The following is an 18,092-nucleotide window of genomic DNA, read 5'->3' as shown; positions in this document are numbered from 1 at the left end:
AGAACTTTACCTTTTGAGTAAACCACCCGTTCAGTTACCAACCGTTTAACCGTGCCCTCGAAAACATCGCCGCGGCGGCGCAACCGTTAACGGCGAACGAGGTTTCGGCGCCCGGCTACAGTTCGCGCGCCAGCCCCGGCAGCGCCGGCACGAAGCGGACCGCGACCAGCTCCTTGCGCTCGATGCCGCTTTTGGATTTGCGAATCCGCAGCAAGGTCTGGGTGGCGTTGTGCGGACCGACCGGGGCGATCAGCACGCCGTCGAGGTCGAGCCTGTCGAGCAGCGACGCCGGGACCTCTTCCATCGCGGCGGTGACGATGATGCGGTCGAACAGCCCGGCGTCGGCCGGCACCGCGAAGCCGTCGCCGATCCGCACCTCGACATTATCGCAATGCAGCGCCGCAAGCCGGGCCCGCGCCTGATCGGCCAGCGTCTTGAAGCGCTCCAGCGTCAGCACCGCGCGGCTGAGCCGCGACAGGATCGCCGCCTGGTAGCCCGACCCGGTGCCGATCTCGAGCACCCGGTGCTCGGGGCGCAGCTGCATCTGCTCGGTCATATAGGCGACCACGAACGGCTGGCTGATGGTCTGGCCGCAGGCGATCGGCAGCGCGGTGTCCAGCCAGGCCTCGGCGCGCTGCCCCGGCTCGACGAAGGCGTCGCGCGGCACCTCGTCCATCGCCCGCAGTACCGCTTGATCGCTGATGCCGCGACGCCGCAGACTGAGCTGGAACATCATCTTTTCAGGCGGCGGCGGTCCGATGGGCATGACGGTCTCTCGGGCTGAATCGGCGGCACATCTTGTTCCGCGCCAGGAACTTAGCAAGCTTTTCCGGGGCACTGCGGAAACTCTCACTAAGCCTGCGCCGAGAAGAAAGTTGACATTGCGCTGCCGGGCCTTATTTGCGACTTTGGTCGGTGTTCCAAATGTGTCGGACACTCGGCCGTTGGGCTCGGCGCAGGCCGAGCGAGGTGGGCAAGGAATTCCATGATGACGACGACTGCTCCGGCCGGCTCCGTGTTCCTGGTCGAGGACGAAGCGATGATCCGCATGATGGTCGCCGATATGCTCGAGGAGCTTGGCTATCGCGTCGTCGCCGAGGCCGGCGAGATCAACGAGGCGATCCGGCTCGCCGGCTCCACCGCGTTCGACATCGCGATTCTCGACGTCAACGTCAACGGCAAGGTGATTTCGCCGGTCGCCGACCTGTTGAAGGCGCGCAACTGCCCGTTCATCTTCGCCACCGGCTACGGCGCCCAGGGCGTGCCGGAGGACTACCGCGACCGCCCGGCGCTGCAGAAGCCGTTCCAGATCGAAACTTTGGCGCAGCTACTGGCCAGCACGCTGAAGGGCGCCACGGTTTAACTTCGCCGCTGTCACCAAAATCCATCCTGCACTGAATCGTCATCCTGAGGTGCCCGAGCATCGCGAGGGCCTCGAAGGATGCGGCCGCGAGTCCGTGCGGGTCCGCCAAGCCCGCGGCCATCCTTCGAGACACCCGGCTTCGCGCTACGCGCTTCGCCGGGTTCCTCAGGATGACGGCGCGTGATGCGGCGCGGATGTGAAGCGCCGAGCGCCGCCCCCGTTACCCCAGCGTCGTATTCAGCACCTGCGAGAACACGTCGTCGGTGCGGTCGAGACGCAGCGGCGTCACCGAGACGTAGCCCGCCGCCAAGGCCGCGAGGTCGGTGCCCTCGGCCGGGGTGTCGACCACCGCGATGCGTTCGAAGCCGATCCAGAAATACGGATTGCCGCGGCCGTCGCGGCGCTCGTCGACCCGCAGGAAGCCCTGGTTGCGCTTGCCCTGCCGGGTCACCCGGACGCCCACCACGTCGCCCGGCGCGCAGGCCGGGAAATTGATGTTGATCACGGTGTTCTTCGGCACGCCCTGGTCGATGATCTTGCGCAGGATCGCCGGGCCATGCGCCAGCGCGGTCTCCCACAGCGGGGTGCCCTTGTTGTCCATCGAGAATTCCTGCGACAGCGCGAACGACGGAAAGCCCAAGATGCTGCCTTCCAGGGCGCCGGCGATGGTGCCGGAATAGACCACGTCCTCGGCGACGTTGCGGCCCTTGTTGACGCCGGACAGCACCAGGTCGGGTCCCTTGTCGCCGAGAATGTGCCGCGCGCCCATGATCACGCAGTCGGTCGGCGTGCCGCGCACCGCGAAATGCCGCGGCCCGATTTCGCGCAGCCGCAAGGGATCGTTCAAGGACAGCGAATGCGACACCCCGGATTGATCGAGCTCCGGCGCCACCACCCAGACGTCGTCGGACAATTGACGCGCGATCTGTTCGACGATCTTCAGCCCCGGCGCGTGGATGCCGTCGTCATTGGTGCACAGAATCCGCATGCGCTGAAATGCCTTTGTCACTGCCGAACGGGTTGAGGGGCGGAGCGAACTTTTGCCAGCCTGCGGCGGTTTTACCAACCGGTTTTTTGGCATGGAGCCGGCGCGCTCGGGCATCGCGGCGCCGGTTCGCGGAACATTCGCCGCCGGAAACCGTTTCCTGGCGATCAACACCGCCGCACCGAGATGGCGGGCTTGGCCGGGTGGCAATATGGCGATGCGCTCTGGATTGGCGATCGTTACGGGAGGGCTGCTGCTGAGTGGCATCGGCGGCTGGCTGCTGCTGGCGCCGCAGCACCTGCGCGAGCCGGTCGGCCTCGCCGAAGCCGCCCCCGCCGCCGCCGAAGACGATGGCTCCAATCCGCAAACCCCGCCGCCCGCTGTCGCACCCGGCCGCGCCCCGCGCGAGGCCCAGGCGATGCTGCCCGCCGCCGCGGCGCCGCTGAAGCGAATCAGCCTCGTCCGGCAATCCTGGAAGCGCGGCGGCATGGGCTCCAAGGCGCTGGCGAGCTTCACGGTGCGCAACCGCAACGGCTTCCCGATCAAGGATCTGGAGATCCTCTGCGCGTTCCGCAGCGACGACGGCAGCTACGCCACGCAGCGCCGCCGCGTGCTGCACGAGACCGTGAAGACCCGCAGCCGCAAGACCTTCACCGACACCCTGATCGGCCACGTCAACCTCAACGCCACCTACGCCAAATGCCGCCTGCTCGGCGCCAGCCGGGCGTGAGCGCGAGACGCGCGTGTCCCGGACGCGGCGCAGCGCCTTTTGGCGCGAAGCCGTGAGCCGGGACCGTTCCAACGGCAGCGCCGGCGATCACCAAGCGATCGAAGCAAGCGCTCCGGCTCGTAACGGCCCCGGCTCGCCGTGCAACGCTGCGCGTTGCAGACGTCCGGGGCACGCTTGCTGCTTGCTGCTTGCTGCTTGCTGCTTGCTGCTTGCTGCTCGGTGCTTGCTGCTTGCAGCGCCGAAAGCACCGTGTCCCGGACGCGGCGTAGCGCCGTCGGCGCGGAGCCGTGAGCCGGGACCGTTCCAGCGGCAGCGCCGGCGATCACCCCAGCGATCGAAGCAAGCGCTCCGGCTCGTAACGGCCCCGGCTCGCCGTGCAACGCTGCGCGTTGCACGCGTCCGGGGCACGCTTGCTGCTTACTGCTTGCTGCTTGCTGCTCGGTGCTTGCTGCTTGCAGCGCTGAAAGCACCGTTGCAGCGCTTCCAGCACCGTGTCCCGGACGCGGCGCAGCGCCGTCGGCGCGAAGCCGTGAGCCGGGACCGTTCCAAGCGCTGCGGTCCGTAACGGCCCCGGTTCGTCCGGCGCGCCCGTCGATCCGTCTTTCCGGCGACGATGCGCTCAGCCGTTGCTGATCACTTTCAGCCCGCCCATATAGCGCTGCAGCACGGTCGGCACCGCGATCGAGCCGTCTTCTTGCTGGTAGTTCTCGATCACCGCGATCAGCGCGCGGCCGACCGCCGTGCCGGAGCCGTTCAGCGTATGCACGAAGCGCGGCTTGCCGTCGGGGCCGCGCGAGCGCGCGTCCATCCGGCGGGCCTGGAAATCGCCGCACACCGAGCACGACGAGATTTCGCGATACGCCCCGCCCTCGCCCTGCCCCGGCATCCACACTTCGATGTCGTAGGTCTTCTGCGAGGCAAAGCCCATGTCGCCGGTGCACAGCGTCATCACCCGGTAATGCAGCTCGAGCCGGCGCAGCACTTCCTCGGCGCAGGACAGCATCCGCTCGTGCTCGTCCTTGGATTGCTCGGGCGTGGTCACCGAAACCAGCTCGACCTTGGTGAACTGATGCTGCCGGATCATGCCGCGGGTATCGCGCCCTGCGGCGCCGGCCTCAGCGCGAAAGCACTGCGTCAGCGCGGTCATCCGCAGCGGCAGTTCTTTCTCGTCGAGGATGCTTTCGCGGACGAGATTGGTGAGCGGGACTTCGGCGGTGGGGATGAGCCAGCGACGAGTCAATTCAAGAGCGATCTGCTCTGTCTCCAGCCTTAAATAATTCTCGAGAAGTCGATCGTATTTGCTTTTTGGAACAAACATATCGGGAATATTTTTAACATCGTCGGCTTCGATAGTCGCACGCATCTCTTGTTGCAACCTTCGAACGTTGTTGCCATTGCCGACGAAGAATTGATCATCCTCAAATTTCGGCAGTTGCGCCGTTCCGAACATCGCCTCGTCCCGCACTAGCAGCGGCGGATTCACCTCGGTGTAGCCGTGCTCCTCGGTGTGGACGTCGAGGAAGAACTGCCCGATCGCGCGCTCCAGCCGCGCCAGCCCCTTCTTCAGCACCACGAAGCGCGCGCCGCTAAGTTTCGCGGCGGCTTCAAAATCCATCTGCTTCAACGCTTCGCCGAGCTCGTAATGCGGCTTCGGCGTGAATGCGTAGCTGCGCTTCACCCCGTAATGGCTGCGCACCTCGTTGTCGTGTTCGTCCTTGCCCTCCGGCACGTCGGCGAGTGGCAGATTGGGGATTTCCGACAGCGCTTTTTTCAACGCGGCGTCGGCGTCCTTCACCGCGGCGTCGAGCGCCGGCATGGTGGTTTTCAGTTCGGCGACCTCAGCCATCAGCGCCTCGGCGCGGACATTGTCCTTGGCCTTCTTGGCGTCGCCGATTTCTTTCGACGCCGCGTTGCGCCGCGCCTGCGCCTGTTCGGAGGCCAGGATCGCCTTGCGCCGCGCGTCGTCCTTGTCGATCAGCGATTGCGCGATCGGCGCCAGCCCGCGCCGGGTATAGGCGTCGTCGAAGGCGGTCGGATTGTCGCGGATCGCTTTGATGTCGTGCATGGGTCGGGTCCTGGCGGGTGGCGTTGACGCTTCGCAGCAACGCAAAATCTCACCGCGGCTCAGTACCCCGAATACACGACATTTGGAACATCAAAGGGGACTGCGCTGGTATCGCGCGCGCTTCATCCTGAAGCCGCATCCGCTGCTGAGTCGTCATCCTGAGGCGCCCGAGCGAAGCGAGGGCCTCGAAGGATGCGGTCGCGAGACGCGTGGCGGGCTCCGACCGCGCAGCCCATCCTTCGAGACACCCGGCTTCGCGCTGCGGGCTGCGCCGGGTTCCTCAGGATGACGGCGGAATCTGGGGCGCTTCAGGACGCTGCGAGATAACCGATCACAGCAGCGACCGGAATCAATGCTGACGCAGCACCAGCGCCAACACCGCGATCGCCGCCGCAAGGACTCCGACGCCCACGGCGACGATGCCGCCCAGACGCACGGTCAGCCGCAGGGTCTGGGTGTCGATCGCCGCCTGCAATTCCGACTTCACCAGCAGCAGATCGGATCTGACGGCCTGCAAATCGGGTTTGGTCACAAGCTCGGTCATGATGAACTCGCGCGCCGCCTCGGCATGAGCCTCGGCCTGTTCGTTCGACACGCCCGCATTCCGAAGACGCTTGGCGTAACCCAACGTATCAAATGCGAACGCCACCGCGATGCCCCGACGCCAGAAACTGCAACCCAGGATAGATTGACTCCGGGGGCCACCGCAAGATCATCGCGGCAAAGCTGGAGCCGTGAACGCCCTACGCCGCCGGCGTGACGTCCGGCGGCGGGGTAGCGGCCCCGGCCGCGGCCGCGGTCTTGGCGGCCTTCTTTTCCACCACCACGACGGCGATGATCGAGCCCTCGTAGAGCAGCAGCAGCGGGATCGCCAGCGAGGCCTGGCTGATCACGTCGGGCGGCGTCAGCACCGCGGCGATGACGAAGGCGACGACGATGAAATAGCGCCGCTTCTCGCGCAGCTGCTTGGCGGTGATGATGCCGATGCGGCCGAGCAGCGTCAGGATCACCGGCAATTGGAACGCGAGGCCAAAGGCGAAGATCAACGACATCATCAGCGACAGATATTCGCCGACCTTGGGCAACAGCTGGATCTGCGCGGTTTCGGCGCCGCCGATCTGCTGCATGCCGAGCGAGAACCGCACCAGCATCGGCAGCACGACGAAATACACCAACAGCGAGCCGAGCGCGAAGAAGAACGGCGTGGCGATCAGATACGGCAGGAACGCGCCGCGCTCGTGCTTGTAGAGGCCGGGCGCCACGAACATGTAGATCTGCGCTGCGATGATCGGGAACGAGATGAAGCCGGCGCCGAACATCGCCAGCTTGAGCTGGGTGAGGAAATATTCCAGCAGCGCGGTGTAGATGAATTTCGAATTCTCCGGCCCGGCGATCCAGACGAACGGCCACACCAGCACGTTGTAGATCTGCTTGGCGAAGAAGAAGCAGAAGATGAAAGCGATGCCGAACGCCAGCAGCGCCTTGATCAGCCGCGAGCGCAGCTCGATCAGATGATCCATCAGCGGCGCCTTGCTGGCCTCGATGTCCTCGGCGCTCATGAGGCTTTGGCGTCCTTGATCGGCGCAATGGCGATGGCGGCAGCCGGTTCGGGGGATGGCAGCGCCGGATGGATTTCCTGGGTGATCGCCAGCGGCTCGCCGACTTCGGTCACGGCCGTCGCGGCGCTGATGCTGGCGGCGTGAGTCTCGGCTTCGAGCAAGGTCTCCGCGGTCGGCGGCTCCGGCGTGGTCGGCTCCACCGGCGAGGTGTCGATATGCTCGATCTTGTCGATGGTCATCGCCGCATCGACGTCCTTCTGCAGCGAGGTCATGATGTTGTCGCGGCTGAAAGTGTTGGCGGTGGCCTTGATGTCGTCGAAGCTCTTCTTGAGGTCGGCCATTTCGGCCTCGCGCATCGCCTCGTTGAACTGCCCCTGGAACTCGGACGCCATCTTGCGCGCCTTGCCCATCCACTGCCCGACCATGCGCAGCACGCCGGGCAATTCCTTCGGGCCGATTGCGATCAGCGCGACGACGCCGATCACAAGCAGTTCACTCCAGCCGATGTCGAACATGAAAGCTTCCGCTCACGCGAGGAATTGGCCCGAAGTCAGCCGCCCCCACGTCTCCCCCTGGTCGGAAAAACCCTGTGACGAGCCGCCCCCGGCGCGCCACAGCTTTGCCGCAAGCTTTGCGGCCTTAAACGACCTTGCTGCCGACGTCGGTGCGGGGCGCCGCAGCGGGCGGCGCGGTGTGGTCGATCGACTTTACGGGTTCGGGCTTTTCCGCAGTCTTTTCATCGTCCTGCAAGCCCTTCTTGAAGGACTTGATGCCCTGGGCGACGTCGCCCATCAGGTCGGAGATCTTGCCGCGACCGAACAGCAACAAGACCACGCCGATGACGACGATCCAGTGCCAAATGCTGAGTGAGCCCATCCTGATTCCTCCAAACACGCGGCCGGCGCACCAGCCTCATCTGAATTTGAAGCTAGGCGCAGGAGGTGTCAAAAACAAGAACTTAAGCCGTGTATTGCGCGCCGCAGACGCGCGTCAATCGGCGCTGCCGTTGCCGTCCTCGGCGTCCGCCACCGGCGCCAGCGCCAGTTCCAGATCGCCGATCTCCAGCGGGTCTTCGTCGTCGCGCAACGCCGGGTCATCCGACGGCATCGGCACGCTGAAGCCCACCGGCAGCCGCGAGTCGAGCAGCCCGGTGCCCTTCAGTTCCTCGAGGCCGGGCAGATCGCCGAGCGATTCCAGGCTGAACTGCGACAGGAACGCCTCGGTGGTGCCGAAAGTCAGCGGCCGGCCCGGGGTCTTGCGACGGCCGCGCGGCTTGACCCAACCGGTCTCCAGCAGCACATCCAGCGTGCCCTTGGAGGTGACCACGCCGCGAATGTCTTCGATCTCGGCACGGGTCACCGGCTGATGATAAGCGATGATCGCCAGCATCTCGATCGCCGCGCGCGACAGCCGTCGCGTTTCCGTGCTCTCGCGGGTCATCAGCCAGGCCAGATCGCCGGCGGTGCGGAATGTCCATTTGTTGGCGACCCGCACCAGATTGACGCCGCGATGCGCGTAATCGGCCTGCAGCTGCAGCAGCGCCGCCTTGACGTCGACGCCCTCCGGCATCCGCTTGGCGAGCGCGGCCGTATCTAGCGGCTCGGCGGAGGCGAACAGCAGCGCTTCCAACAGCCGCAGTTCTTCCGGCCGCGCCTGCGGATGTTCAGAGACCTCTTCGCGGGTCGGTCCGAAGACCTCGGCAGCGCCATCCTCGGCGACGTCGTCGGCTTCGATCACACGCATTTCCGCCAGACTGGCCATGGCTTGATCTCCTTCTTCCACTACTCGGCCGGAACGTCCGGCGCGGCCGCCGCATCCACCGGATGCGGCGCCCGCTTACGAAAATACAACGGCGCGAACGCCTCCGACTGATGCAGTTCGAGTTTGCCTTCGCGCACCAGTTCCAGCGCCGCGGCGAAGCTGGAGGCGAACACGGTGGCCTTTTGCGAGGGATCGATGACGTATTCGATCAGGTAGTCGTCGAGCTTGGCCCACTCGTCGGCGATGCCGACCAGCCGCTCCAGCGACGCCCGCGCCTCCGCCAAGGACCAAACCGTGCGGCGCGCCAGATGCACCTTGGCGATGACGCTCTGCTGGCGCTGCGCCGCATAGGCCGACAACAGGTCGTACAGCGTCGCGGTGAAGCGCGGATGCTTGATCTCGGCGATGCCCTCCGGCAGTCCGCGCGGAAAGATGTCGCGCTGCAGCTGCGGCCTGGTCATCAGCCGGTTCGAGGCCTCGCGGATCGCCTCCAGCCGGCGCAGCCGGTTGGCCAGCGCGGTCGCCATGTCCTCGGCGCTCGGGCCATCGGGCGTCGGCGGTTCCGGCAACAGCAGCCGCGATTTCAGAAACGCCAGCCACGCCGCCATCACCAGATAGTCGGCGGCGAGCTCGAGCCGGATTTTGCGGGCGGCCTCGATGAACACCAGATACTGGTCGGCCAAGGCCAGGATCGAAATCTTGTGCAGGTCGACCTTCTGCTGCCGCGCCAACGCCAGCAGCAGGTCGAGCGGGCCTTCATAGCCCTCGACATCGACCAGCAGCGCCGGTTCGTCGTCGGCAGGCACCAGTTCGGCGGCAGGACGGCCGGTTTCGAACGACAAGATCTCCGCGCTCATGCGCCCACTCCAGCTCGGCCGATCAGGGCGTCGAGTTCATTGCGTGCCGCGATGCGGTCGAACGGCTGCGGTTGCTGACGCTGAGCCAGCGCGCGGTCGGCGCGCGCCTTGGCTTCGTCGACAAGCCACGGCGCCTCGGCGGCCACCGCCTGCATTTCGTCGAGCTTGCCGTTGCAGTGCAGCAGCATGTCGCAGCCGGCCGCAACGATGGCGCGGCTGCGCTCGGCGATCGTTCCGGCCAGCGCATTCATCGAGACGTCGTCGCTCATCAATAGCCCCTGGAACCCGATCGTCCCGCGAATCACACGTTCGATGATTGTCGCAGAAGTGGTCGCGGGTTGGGCGGCATCGAGGTCGCTAAACACAACATGTGCGGTCATCGCCATCGCAAGATCGGCCAGCGGCTGGAAGGCGGCGAAGTCGGTGCGCTGCAGCTCGGCCAGCGGGGTGTCGACCACCGGCAGCGCATGGTGGGTGTCGGCGGTGGCGCGGCCATGGCCGGGAATGTGCTTCAGGACCGGCAGCACGCCGCCCTGCGCCAGGCCGTCGGTGACGGCGCGGGCGATCGCCGCGACCTTGCCCGGCTCGTTGCCATAGGCGCGATTGCCGATCACCGCGTCGGCGCCCGCAACCGGCACGTCGGCCAGCGGCAGGCAGTCCACCGTGATGCCGAGATCGATCAGATCGGCCGCGATCAGCCGCGCGCTGAGCCGCGCCGCGGCGAGGCCGAGCTGCGAATCGATATCGTAGAGCGTGGAGAAGATCGCCCCCGGCGGATACACCGGCCAGTGCGGCGGGCCGAGCCGCTGCACCCGTCCGCCCTCCTGGTCGATCAGCACCGGGGCCTCGGGGAAGTCCGCCTCCGCGCGCAATTCCGCAACAAGTTTCGAGACTTGCTGAGGCGTATCGATATTGCGCTTGAAGAGGATAAAACCCCACGGCCGGGTCGTGCGAATGAACGCGCGTTCCTCGGCGGTCAAAACGGTGCCGGACACACCGGTAATAAATGCGCGCCTGTTCATCATGGGCCGATTAGCCCGCGTGGCGCTCCGGGGTCAAGGAAACCGCCGTTAATTTCTTTGGACGACGCACTGTCCGCCGGCACTTTTCAGGTTGCCGCAGAACTGCGAGGCCTCGTCGGGCGAGCCGAACGGCCCGACCATGGCGCGATAATACACGCCCTTTTCGCCGAGATCGGCGCGCTTGATCAGCGGCCGATGCGATCCGAGCACCGATCCGAACTTGCTCTGCAGCGCGCGAAACGAGGCCTGGGCGTCGGCCTCGCTGCGCTGCGACGAGACCTGCACCACATAGCCGCCGCTGGTGGCGGGCTGCGCGGTGGGCTGGGTCGAGGCGACCCGCGCCCGCGGCTCGGCGGGCTGGCTCTGCGGCGACAGCGACAGCGGCGCATTGGCGGTCGAGGCATTGGCGTTGGCCACCGGGGCCGGCGGGGTGCGCGCGGCAGCCGGCGCCGGCGCGGCCGGCTTGGCCGCGGGCCGTCCATACGGCGCCGCTGACGGATCGGCCTGATCCGGCCGGACGCTGAGGGTCTTGATCTTGCGCGGTTCTTCGCCGAGCGCGCCGGTGCTGCTGGCGGAGAGCTGTTTACCGCCCGGCGCCACGCTGGCGGGGGACGGCGGATTGCCGTTCGGCGCCAGCGGCGGCAACACCACGCGCGGCGCCGCTTTGCTCGGGTCCTGCGGCTGTTCTTCCCGCGAAATCAGGGTTTCGACGGCGTTTCCCGCGGCCAGCCGATCTTGAATCGGCTTGCTGGCGGCGTCGCCCGATGGCGGAACCACCTTGATCGGGCCGGCCTCTGCCCTGATCACCGGCGGCTCGCCGCTGCGCGGCGATCCGACATAGGTGCGGTAACCGAACGCTGCGCCAGTCCCGACCACCGCCAGGGTCAGCACCGCCACAACGGTCATCATGCCGCTTCGGCGCGGCTTCAGAACCTCTCCGCCGTCGTCGGCATAGCTGTCGGCGTAATCGTAGGGCTGATCCGAATAGCCGTCCTGCTGCGGATGCAGGTAGCCCTGCGTCGGCTCGATCGCGCCATACAGCGCATCATCGTAGCGCTCCGGGTCGGCCGGCTGCGCCGCCGTAGCCGCGGCATAGAGTTGCTGGTCGCGGTAATCCGGCTCGGCTGCGGGTTGCGGGGTCGCGTAGCGCTGCGCCGGGTGCGGTGAACTCGACGGCTCCTGGCGAAATCCGGTGTCTCGCCCGGCGCGGTTCTGCATCCACGAGGGCAACGGCGCCATCGGCGCGTCGTCTTCGACTTCGGGAGACTGCGACGGCAGACGAAACTGCTCGCGCAACGGATCGCGCGCGGGCTCGCTCGGAGCGGGCGGCGCCGGTTGATTGGCGCGACCGAAATTTGCGAACGGATCGGTCTGGCCGATCAGTCGCGCCAATTCGGCCAACGGATCGCCATCAGCCTTGGCGGCAGCGTTCTGACCGTTGCGGTAATCGTCGTCCGCAGGAAAAGGTCTGTCCTGGTATCGTTCAGCCATCGTGATGTCGCATCCCCTTCGGGAAAGCCGCCAACCCGCCGTTACAAACGAAACAGCCGCTGTTAAGAGCCGTCACGATCCCGACGTGACAGCCGTCCCCGCCTAACGCATCTCGTCTGGTGCATGGACGCCGAGCACGGCGAGACCTGAAGCCAGAACCGAGACGGCACCCTGAACCAAGGCCAGCCGTGCCTTTGTTATCTCTGCATCATTATTGATAATGAAGCGTAAATGAGGCAAATCGCGCCCGCGGGTCCACAGCGCGTGGAATTCGCTGGCGAGTTCATAGAGATAGAACGCGATGCGGTGCGGCTCGTGGGCCAAAGCCGCAGCTTCGACGATGCGCGGATAGAGCGCGAGCTGCCGCAGCAGGCCGAGCTCCGCGGTGTCGGTCAGCCGCTCCACCGCCGCATCGGCGAGGAACGCCGCGCGGGCCACCGTCTCCTCCGGCAAATCCGGAACTACCTCGCGGGCGTTGCGGAACACCGAATGGCCGCGGGCGTGGCCGTATTGCACGTAGAACACCGCGTTGTCTTTCGACTGCTCGATCACCTTGGCGAGGTCGAAATCCAGCACCGCGTCGTTCTTGCGGAACAGCATCATGAACCGCACGGCGTCGGAGCCGACTTCATCCACCACTTCGCGCAAGGTGACGAAGTCGCCGGAGCGCTTCGACATTTTCACCGGCTCGCCATTGCGCAACAGCTTGACGAGCTGCACGATTTTGACGTCGAGCGCGCCCTGCCCGCCGGTCACCGCCTTGATCGCCGCCTGCACCCGCTTGATGTAGCCGCCGTGGTCGGAGCCCCAGACGTCGATCATGTTGCGGAAGCCGCGATCGAACTTGGTCTTGTGATAGGCGATGTCGGAGGCGAAATAGGTGTAGGAGCCGTCCGACTTCAACAGCGGGCGGTCGACGTCGTCGCCATAGGCGGTGGCGCGGAACAGGGTCTGCTCGCGATCCTCGTAGTCCTCGATCGGCGCGCCCTTCGGCGGCGGCAGCCGGCCCTCATAGACGTCGCCCTTGCCGCGCAGGAAATCGATCGTGGCGGCGACGCGATCGGTGTCGCCGGCGATCAGCGAACGCTCGGAAAAGAACTCCTCATGGGTGATGTTGAGCGCCGCGAGATCGCCGCGGATCATCTGCATCATCATCGCGATCGACTTGGCGCGGGCGATCGGCAGCCATTCGGCCTCGTCCATGGCGAGCAGCTTGTCGCCATACTCCGCGGCCAGCGCCTCGCCGACCGGCTTCAGGTAATCGCCGGGATACAGCCCCTCCGGGATTTCGCCGATCTCTTCGCCGAGCGCCTCGCGGGTGCGCAGCAGCGCCGAGCGGGCCAGCACGTCGACCTGGGCGCCGGCGTCGTTGATGTAGTATTCGCGGGTGACGTCGTAGCCGGCGAAGTCCAGCAGGCTGGCCAGCGCGTCGCCGAACACCGCGCCGCGGCAATGCCCGACATGCATCGGCCCGGTCGGATTGGCCGAGACGTATTCGACGTTGACCTTTTCACCGGCCCCAACCGCGCTGCGGCCATAGCCGGCGCCGTCAGCCAGCACGGTGCGCAGCGCCTCCGACCACACCTTCGGCTGCAGCGTGAGATTGATGAAGCCCGGTCCGGCGACCTCCACCGCGGCCACCAGATCGTCGGCGCGCAGCTTCTCGGCGATCTTTTCGGCGAGATCGCGCGGCTTGGCCTTGGCTTCCTTCGCCAGCACCATCGCGGCGTTGGTCGCCATGTCGCCATGGCTGGCATCTTTCGGCGGCTCGACCACGATCCGCGCGAGATCGATTCCTGCAGGCAGCGCGCCCTCGGCGGCCAGCGCTTCGCAGACCGCGTGGACGCGGGACAGCATGACGGCGAACAGATGCGGCGGCGAAACGGACTCGAGCATGGGACTTGAAACCAAAACTTGCGCCGGGTCATTCCGGCTGAGGGGCGTTTGCCCGTGGGATAGCCGGTTTGCCGGCGGCGTGCCGCAAAACTTTCCGGGCGGCACCGTCTGCGCCGTCGGAGAAGACCGGATTTGACTGACCCGGGAAGCACTTAACGCCGCCGCCTAACGCAATTCCGGCGTTAAGTCAAAGAGCCGTTGGTGCTCGGTCAGCGCGTAGCGGTCGGTCATGCCGGCGATGAAATTGCAGATTCGGCGCAGCCGATCCGCCTCGGTTTCGCCCTGCCCGGCGTTCGCCGGCAGCCATTCCGCCGGCAGATCCGCCGGATGGTCGCGGTAGCGGGCGAACAGCTCGAACACCACGGTCTCGGCGTCGTCCATCACCCGCATCACCCGCGGATGGCGATACATGTGGCGCTTCAGGAACGCCTTGATCAGCGCTTCGGCTTCGGCGGCGTCCGGCGCGAACATGATCAGATCCTGGCCGGCCTCGCGCACCGCCTGCACCGAGGCGGGCTGCGCCGCGATCAACCGCCGCTCGGCTTCGGCCACCGCGGCGCCGATCAAGAACGAAATCAGCTCGCGCACCAGTTCGGCGCCGCGCCGTGCCGGGTCGAGCCCGGGATAGCGGACGTCGATCGCGGCGGTCATCTGCGCGGTCAGCGGCATCTCGCCGAGATCGTCGACGCCGAACAGCCCGGCGCGCAGCCCGTCGTCGATGTCGTGGGCGTCATAGGCGATATCGTCGGCGATGCCGGCGACCTGCGCCTCGAGCGAGGCGTGGCTCCACAATTCCAGGTCGAAACAGCGGTTGAATTCGACGATGCCGGTCGGCACGCCATGCGCCTGATAGCGGCCGAGCGGCGCGCCGCTGCGGTCGGTCAGCGGGCCGTTGTGCTTGACGATGCCCTCCAACGTTTCCCAAGTCAGATTGAGGCCGTTGAACTCCGGATAGCGATGCTCCAGCGCCGTCACCACGCGCAGGCTCTGGGCGTTGTGGTCGAAGCCGCCATAGCGCTGCAGGCAGGCGTCGAGCGCGCGTTCGCCGGCGTGGCCGAACGGCGGATGGCCGAGGTCGTGCGCCAGCGCCAGCGCTTCGGTAAGGTCTTCGTCGAGCCCGAGTTGGCGGGCGATGGCGCGGGCGATCTGCGCCACCTCCAGCGAATGCGTCAGCCGGGTGCGATAGTGGTCGCCCTCGTGATAGACGAACACCTGGGTCTTGTGCTTCAGCCGGCGAAACCCGGTGGAATGGATCACCCGGTCGCAATCGCGCCGGAACGGACTGCGGGTCTTGCTCGGCAGTTCGTCGAACAGCCGGCCGCGGCTGGCGTCGGGATCGCAGGCGAACGCCGCGCGAGGAGCTGCCATTCCGACCGACACGATGCCTTGTCCCTTCTGCGATTGATTCCGTAACCCGCCGCACTTAACTATGGCGGGCGGCTTATTCCAATGATTTGCAACGCCGTTCACGGTTTCGGAGACAGCTCATGACCGCCAGCGTCACCATCAGCGAACGCGCCGCCCGCCGAATCGGCGAAATCCTCTCCAAAGAGGGGACCGGCGCGATGCTGCGGATCAGCGTCGAGGGCGGCGGCTGCTCGGGCTTTCAGTACAAATTCGACGTCGAGCGCAACCAGAACAACGACGATACGGTGATCGCGCGCGACAGCGCCGTGGTGCTGGTCGACTCCGCCTCGGTGCCGTTCCTGGAGGGCGCGGAGCTGGATTTCGTCGACGACCTGATCGGCGCCTCGTTCCGGGTCAACAATCCCAACGCCACCGCGTCCTGCGGCTGCGGCACCAGCTTTTCGATCTGACCCCCACGCAATCCGGGTGGCCTCTCAATCGCTGAGGCCGCGCCGCGCTGAGACCGCGCGCAACGCCCAACGGCGCTCGTTGCGGCTGAGCTCGATCGACGACAGCGGTCCGGCATCGACGCGCCAGAAACTTGCCGCCGGCGCCTGCAGCACGTGGATCGCCGCGCCACGCAGGATCGCAGCGTGGCTGACCGCCAGCACCCTGCCCGAGAACGGCAATTCATCGAGCCACAATCCGACGCGCGCGATCAGCGCCGCGATCGATTCGCCGCCATGCGGCGCCGCCTCGGGTGACGACATCCACAGCGCCAGCGCGTCCGGCTCGGCGGCTCCGACATCGCCGAGCGGACGACCGCGCCAGCGGCCGTGATCGGCATCGCGTAGCTGCGGGATGGTTTCGGCTTCCAGGCGCAGCGCGGCTGCGGTCTGCAACGCCGCGCGCGCCGGACTGCTCAGCACGCGATCGAACCGCGGCAGCTTGCCCGACAAGGCTGCTGCTGCGGTTGCGCCCTGGTCGTCGAGCGGCTCGTCGTCGGCAAAGGCCGCAGCGCGGGTCGCGGCGGTCGGCGGATGGCAAAGTAAGGTGAGATGGAGAGTCATGTCGGCCCCGTGCGGTCGGCGGCGTCGGATCAGCTGCTGCTACCACACGTCGCCTCACGATTGGCTACGTTGACACTGTGCATGTGAAGGGGCATCATTCGCCGTCTGCTATCGATCGGAAGCCGGTGAGAACCCGGCACGGTCGCGCCACTGTAACCAGTCCTGCTGCATCAAGCTTGGATCGGAAGTCAGACCCCTTCGGAAGCAGTCATATCTCGAACGGGACGCGCAATCCCAGAGGAGTCCTCATGCCATACGTCGCATCCGCGTCGGCTATTCAGCCCACGATTCCGGCCGTCATTCCGGTCCGCGAGATCCTGCCCTGGGCGATCTTCGGCGGCCTTCTCGCGCTGCTCGCGATCTATTTCGTCGGCGCCGAACAGGGCGCGGTCGCGCTGTTCGACGGCATGTACATCCACGAATTCGTGCATGACGGCCGCCATCTGCTCGGCTTCCCCTGCCACTGAGCATAAGGCCGACACATCATGGTTAGAACTCTCCTGATCCGGGGAATGCTGGTTGGCATTCTCGCCGGACTGCTGGCGGGTGGCTTCGCTTACCTGTTCGGCGAGCCGCAGGTCGATCTCGCCATCGCCTTCGAAGAACATGCCGCCGGTGCCGCCGCCGAAGCCGAACCCGAATTGGTCAGCCGCGCGGTACAGAGCACGTTCGGGCTGTTCACCGGCATCGTCGTGGTGGGCTGCGCGCTCGGCGGCATCTTCGGGCTGGCGTTCGCCTATGTCCACGGCCGGCTCGGACGCTGGTCGCCGTCAGTCACCGCCGCGCTGCTCGCTGCGACCGGCTTCGTCGTGCTTGTGGTGGTGCCACAACTGAAGTACCCGGCCAATCCGCCCGCGGTCGGCAGCGCCGACACCATCGCCACCCGCACCGGGTTCTATTTCCTGCTGCTCGGCCTGTCGGTCGCGGTCGCCATCGCAGCGCTCGGCACCGGGCGGCAGTTGGTCGCGCGGCTGGGGCGCTGGGGTGCCGCGCTGACCGGAATCGCGATCTATGCGATCGCGATGGCTTGCGTGATGCTGGCGCTGCCGTCGATCAACGAGGTGCCGGCGGATTTTTCCACCGAGCTGTTGTGGAAATTCCGCGCCGCCTCGTTCGGAATCGGCGCGGTGCTGTGGGCGACGCTCGGGGTGGCCTTCGGTCTGCTGACCGAGCGGCAGTTCGCCGCCGGCCGCATCCGTTAGCGCCTTCGCGACCCGTAAACCGGTGCGCTCCTCCGGGAGCGCACCTTCGCCCCCGGGACTCCATGATGAAGCGCCCCGGCCTGACCGCAAGCCTCCTACGTGCCGCCGCGATGCTGCTCGTCGTCGCGACGGTGCTGGCGCCGGCCAAGGCGCATCACCGCAGCCCCGGCCCGACCAGCGGCATCGCGATTCCCAGCCTATCGCATGGCCAGATGGCCGTCTATGACGCCAACCGCGCCGCGATCCTGGCACTGGCCGAGCGCCAGCCTGTTCCCCAGCAGCGCTTTTCGCGGATCCTGAACTACGCTCGGATCCAATATACGATCTGCCTGTGGGGACTGATGCCGGGGGCGATCGACAATGACGACAGCCCGTTCAACGAATGCGCCCACGCTTACCTCGCAGCGACGAGGGCGTTGCTGACCGCGATCAACGAGACGGCGGCGCCGTCACGCGAAGCGCAAGCACTCGCCGCCAAGGTCGACCGCGAATTGCTGCTGAACGGCACGCTGGTGCTGTGCAGCTTCAGCGCCGAGACCTTCGACACCGCCGACGTCGTGCTGCCGCACTGGTCCGAGATGCCCGGCCATCTGCCGAGCCTTGCGGCGTTAGGTAGTCTGGCGCTGGCCGCGTTCGGCGGCATCGCGCTGGCGCTCCGCGCGGGACGCCGGCGGCGGTAACATTTTGCTGGCGCCCGCCAGGCCAACTCGGCGGGTTCCATTGCGCTTGAAAACGCTTCGCGTT

Annotated in this window: 19 protein-coding genes, 2 pseudogenes and 1 riboswitch; of the genes and pseudogenes, 6 read left to right on the top strand and 15 right to left on the bottom strand. The window is 66.5% G+C overall.

The window, feature by feature from the left end; translation table 11 throughout:
* Positions 1–115: 115 nt before the first annotated feature.
* Positions 116–766, bottom strand: coding sequence for a protein-L-isoaspartate(D-aspartate) O-methyltransferase (locus RPC_RS12610; protein WP_011472969.1), 651 nt, complete (start codon positions 764–766; stop codon positions 116–118).
* Between the two features lie 222 nt (positions 767–988).
* On the opposite strand from RPC_RS12610, the gene RPC_RS12605 reads away from it, so the two are divergent.
* Entirely contained in the window at positions 989–1,363 is a 375-nt protein-coding gene (locus RPC_RS12605) for a response regulator (RefSeq protein ID WP_041802787.1), read from the top strand.
* Between the two features lie 220 nt (positions 1,364–1,583).
* Here RPC_RS12605 and surE read toward each other — a convergent pair whose 3' ends face one another.
* On the bottom strand, positions 1,584–2,351 hold the full coding sequence (surE, locus tag RPC_RS12600) for a 5'/3'-nucleotidase SurE (protein WP_011472967.1): 768 nt from the start codon (positions 2,349–2,351) through the stop codon (positions 1,584–1,586).
* 208 nt (positions 2,352–2,559) lie between these two features.
* Here surE and RPC_RS25070 point away from each other — a divergent pair, with 208 nt between their 5' ends.
* A complete protein-coding gene (locus RPC_RS25070; RefSeq protein ID WP_011472966.1) occupies positions 2,560–3,078 on the top strand; it encodes a hypothetical protein in 519 nt (172 codons plus the stop codon).
* Between the two features lie 619 nt (positions 3,079–3,697).
* Here RPC_RS25070 and serS read toward each other — a convergent pair.
* The 12 genes and pseudogenes from serS to RPC_RS12540 form a co-directional block, all read right to left on the bottom strand.
* Positions 3,698–4,321: pseudogene (gene serS, locus RPC_RS26820) on the bottom strand (serine--tRNA ligase); the annotation flags it as partial.
* Positions 4,322–4,465: 144 nt separating this feature from the next.
* Positions 4,466–5,143: pseudogene (locus tag RPC_RS26815) on the bottom strand (serine--tRNA ligase); the annotation flags it as partial.
* Positions 5,144–5,492: 349 nt separating this feature from the next.
* Positions 5,493–5,792 carry a hypothetical protein gene (locus tag RPC_RS12585; protein WP_011472964.1) on the bottom strand — a complete coding sequence of 100 codons (300 nt, stop codon included), beginning with the start codon at positions 5,790–5,792 and terminating at the stop codon, positions 5,493–5,495.
* 94 nt (positions 5,793–5,886) lie between these two features.
* On the bottom strand, positions 5,887–6,702 hold the full coding sequence (gene tatC / locus RPC_RS12580) for a twin-arginine translocase subunit TatC (RefSeq protein ID WP_011472963.1): 816 nt from the start codon (positions 6,700–6,702) through the stop codon (positions 5,887–5,889).
* Positions 6,699–7,217 (bottom strand): Sec-independent protein translocase protein TatB, encoded by a 519-nt coding sequence (gene tatB, locus RPC_RS12575; RefSeq protein WP_011472962.1) that lies wholly within the window; start codon positions 7,215–7,217, stop codon positions 6,699–6,701. Before tatB ends, tatC begins: the two co-directional genes overlap by 4 nt.
* A 124-nt stretch (positions 7,218–7,341) precedes the next feature.
* Positions 7,342–7,578 (bottom strand): twin-arginine translocase TatA/TatE family subunit, encoded by a 237-nt coding sequence (locus RPC_RS12570; protein WP_011472961.1) that lies wholly within the window; start codon positions 7,576–7,578, stop codon positions 7,342–7,344.
* Between the two features lie 114 nt (positions 7,579–7,692).
* The gene (gene scpB, locus RPC_RS12565; protein WP_011472960.1) at positions 7,693–8,463 is read right to left on the bottom strand and encodes an SMC-Scp complex subunit ScpB; all 771 of its coding nucleotides are present in this window, start codon (positions 8,461–8,463) and stop codon (positions 7,693–7,695) included.
* A 20-nt stretch (positions 8,464–8,483) separates the two neighbouring features.
* The gene (locus RPC_RS12560; protein WP_011472959.1) at positions 8,484–9,320 is read right to left on the bottom strand and encodes a segregation and condensation protein A; all 837 of its coding nucleotides are present in this window, start codon (positions 9,318–9,320) and stop codon (positions 8,484–8,486) included.
* On the bottom strand, positions 9,317–10,342 hold the full coding sequence (nagZ, locus tag RPC_RS12555) for a beta-N-acetylhexosaminidase (protein WP_041802783.1): 1,026 nt from the start codon (positions 10,340–10,342) through the stop codon (positions 9,317–9,319). Before nagZ ends, RPC_RS12560 begins: the two co-directional genes overlap by 4 nt.
* Positions 10,343–10,390: 48 nt before the next feature.
* Positions 10,391–11,833: an SPOR domain-containing protein gene (locus RPC_RS12550; protein WP_011472957.1), complete on the bottom strand. Its 1,443-nt coding sequence runs from the start codon at positions 11,831–11,833 to the stop codon at positions 10,391–10,393.
* A 102-nt stretch (positions 11,834–11,935) separates the two neighbouring features.
* A complete protein-coding gene (gene argS, locus RPC_RS12545; RefSeq protein WP_011472956.1) occupies positions 11,936–13,729 on the bottom strand; it encodes an arginine--tRNA ligase in 1,794 nt (597 codons plus the stop codon).
* A 165-nt stretch (positions 13,730–13,894) separates the two neighbouring features.
* Positions 13,895–15,109, bottom strand: a complete 1,215-nt coding sequence (locus RPC_RS12540) for a deoxyguanosinetriphosphate triphosphohydrolase (RefSeq protein ID WP_011472955.1) — start codon at positions 15,107–15,109, stop codon at positions 13,895–13,897.
* A 107-nt stretch (positions 15,110–15,216) separates the two neighbouring features.
* On the opposite strand from RPC_RS12540, the gene erpA reads away from it, so the two are divergent.
* A complete protein-coding gene (erpA, locus tag RPC_RS12535; RefSeq protein WP_011472954.1) occupies positions 15,217–15,546 on the top strand; it encodes an iron-sulfur cluster insertion protein ErpA in 330 nt (109 codons plus the stop codon).
* Positions 15,547–15,570: 24 nt separating this feature from the next.
* Here the strand turns inward: erpA and RPC_RS12530 are convergent, their stop codons facing one another.
* Positions 15,571–16,146, bottom strand: a complete 576-nt coding sequence (locus RPC_RS12530; protein ID WP_011472953.1) for a histidine phosphatase family protein — start codon at positions 16,144–16,146, stop codon at positions 15,571–15,573.
* A gap of 70 nt (positions 16,147–16,216) precedes the next feature.
* Positions 16,217–16,361, top strand: a riboswitch (cobalamin riboswitch).
* A gap of 33 nt (positions 16,362–16,394) precedes the next feature.
* Here RPC_RS12530 and RPC_RS12525 point away from each other — a divergent pair.
* The 3 genes from RPC_RS12525 (at position 16,395) to RPC_RS12515 (ending at position 18,028) form a co-directional block, all read left to right on the top strand.
* Positions 16,395–16,613: a CbtB domain-containing protein gene (locus tag RPC_RS12525; protein WP_011472952.1), complete on the top strand. Its 219-nt coding sequence runs from the start codon at positions 16,395–16,397 to the stop codon at positions 16,611–16,613.
* An 18-nt stretch (positions 16,614–16,631) separates the two neighbouring features.
* The gene (locus RPC_RS12520; protein WP_011472951.1) at positions 16,632–17,348 is read left to right on the top strand and encodes a CbtA family protein; all 717 of its coding nucleotides are present in this window, start codon (positions 16,632–16,634) and stop codon (positions 17,346–17,348) included.
* 65 nt (positions 17,349–17,413) lie between these two features.
* Positions 17,414–18,028, top strand: a complete 615-nt coding sequence (locus RPC_RS12515) for a hypothetical protein (RefSeq protein WP_041802779.1) — start codon at positions 17,414–17,416, stop codon at positions 18,026–18,028.
* Positions 18,029–18,092: the final 64 nt, after the last annotated feature.

Origin of the sequence: Rhodopseudomonas palustris BisB18 (assembly GCF_000013745.1) — a bacterium.
In the GTDB taxonomy this organism is placed as follows: domain Bacteria; phylum Pseudomonadota; class Alphaproteobacteria; order Rhizobiales; family Xanthobacteraceae; genus Rhodopseudomonas_A; species Rhodopseudomonas_A palustris_F.
This window is presented reverse-complemented; position numbering and strand designations above follow the sequence as displayed.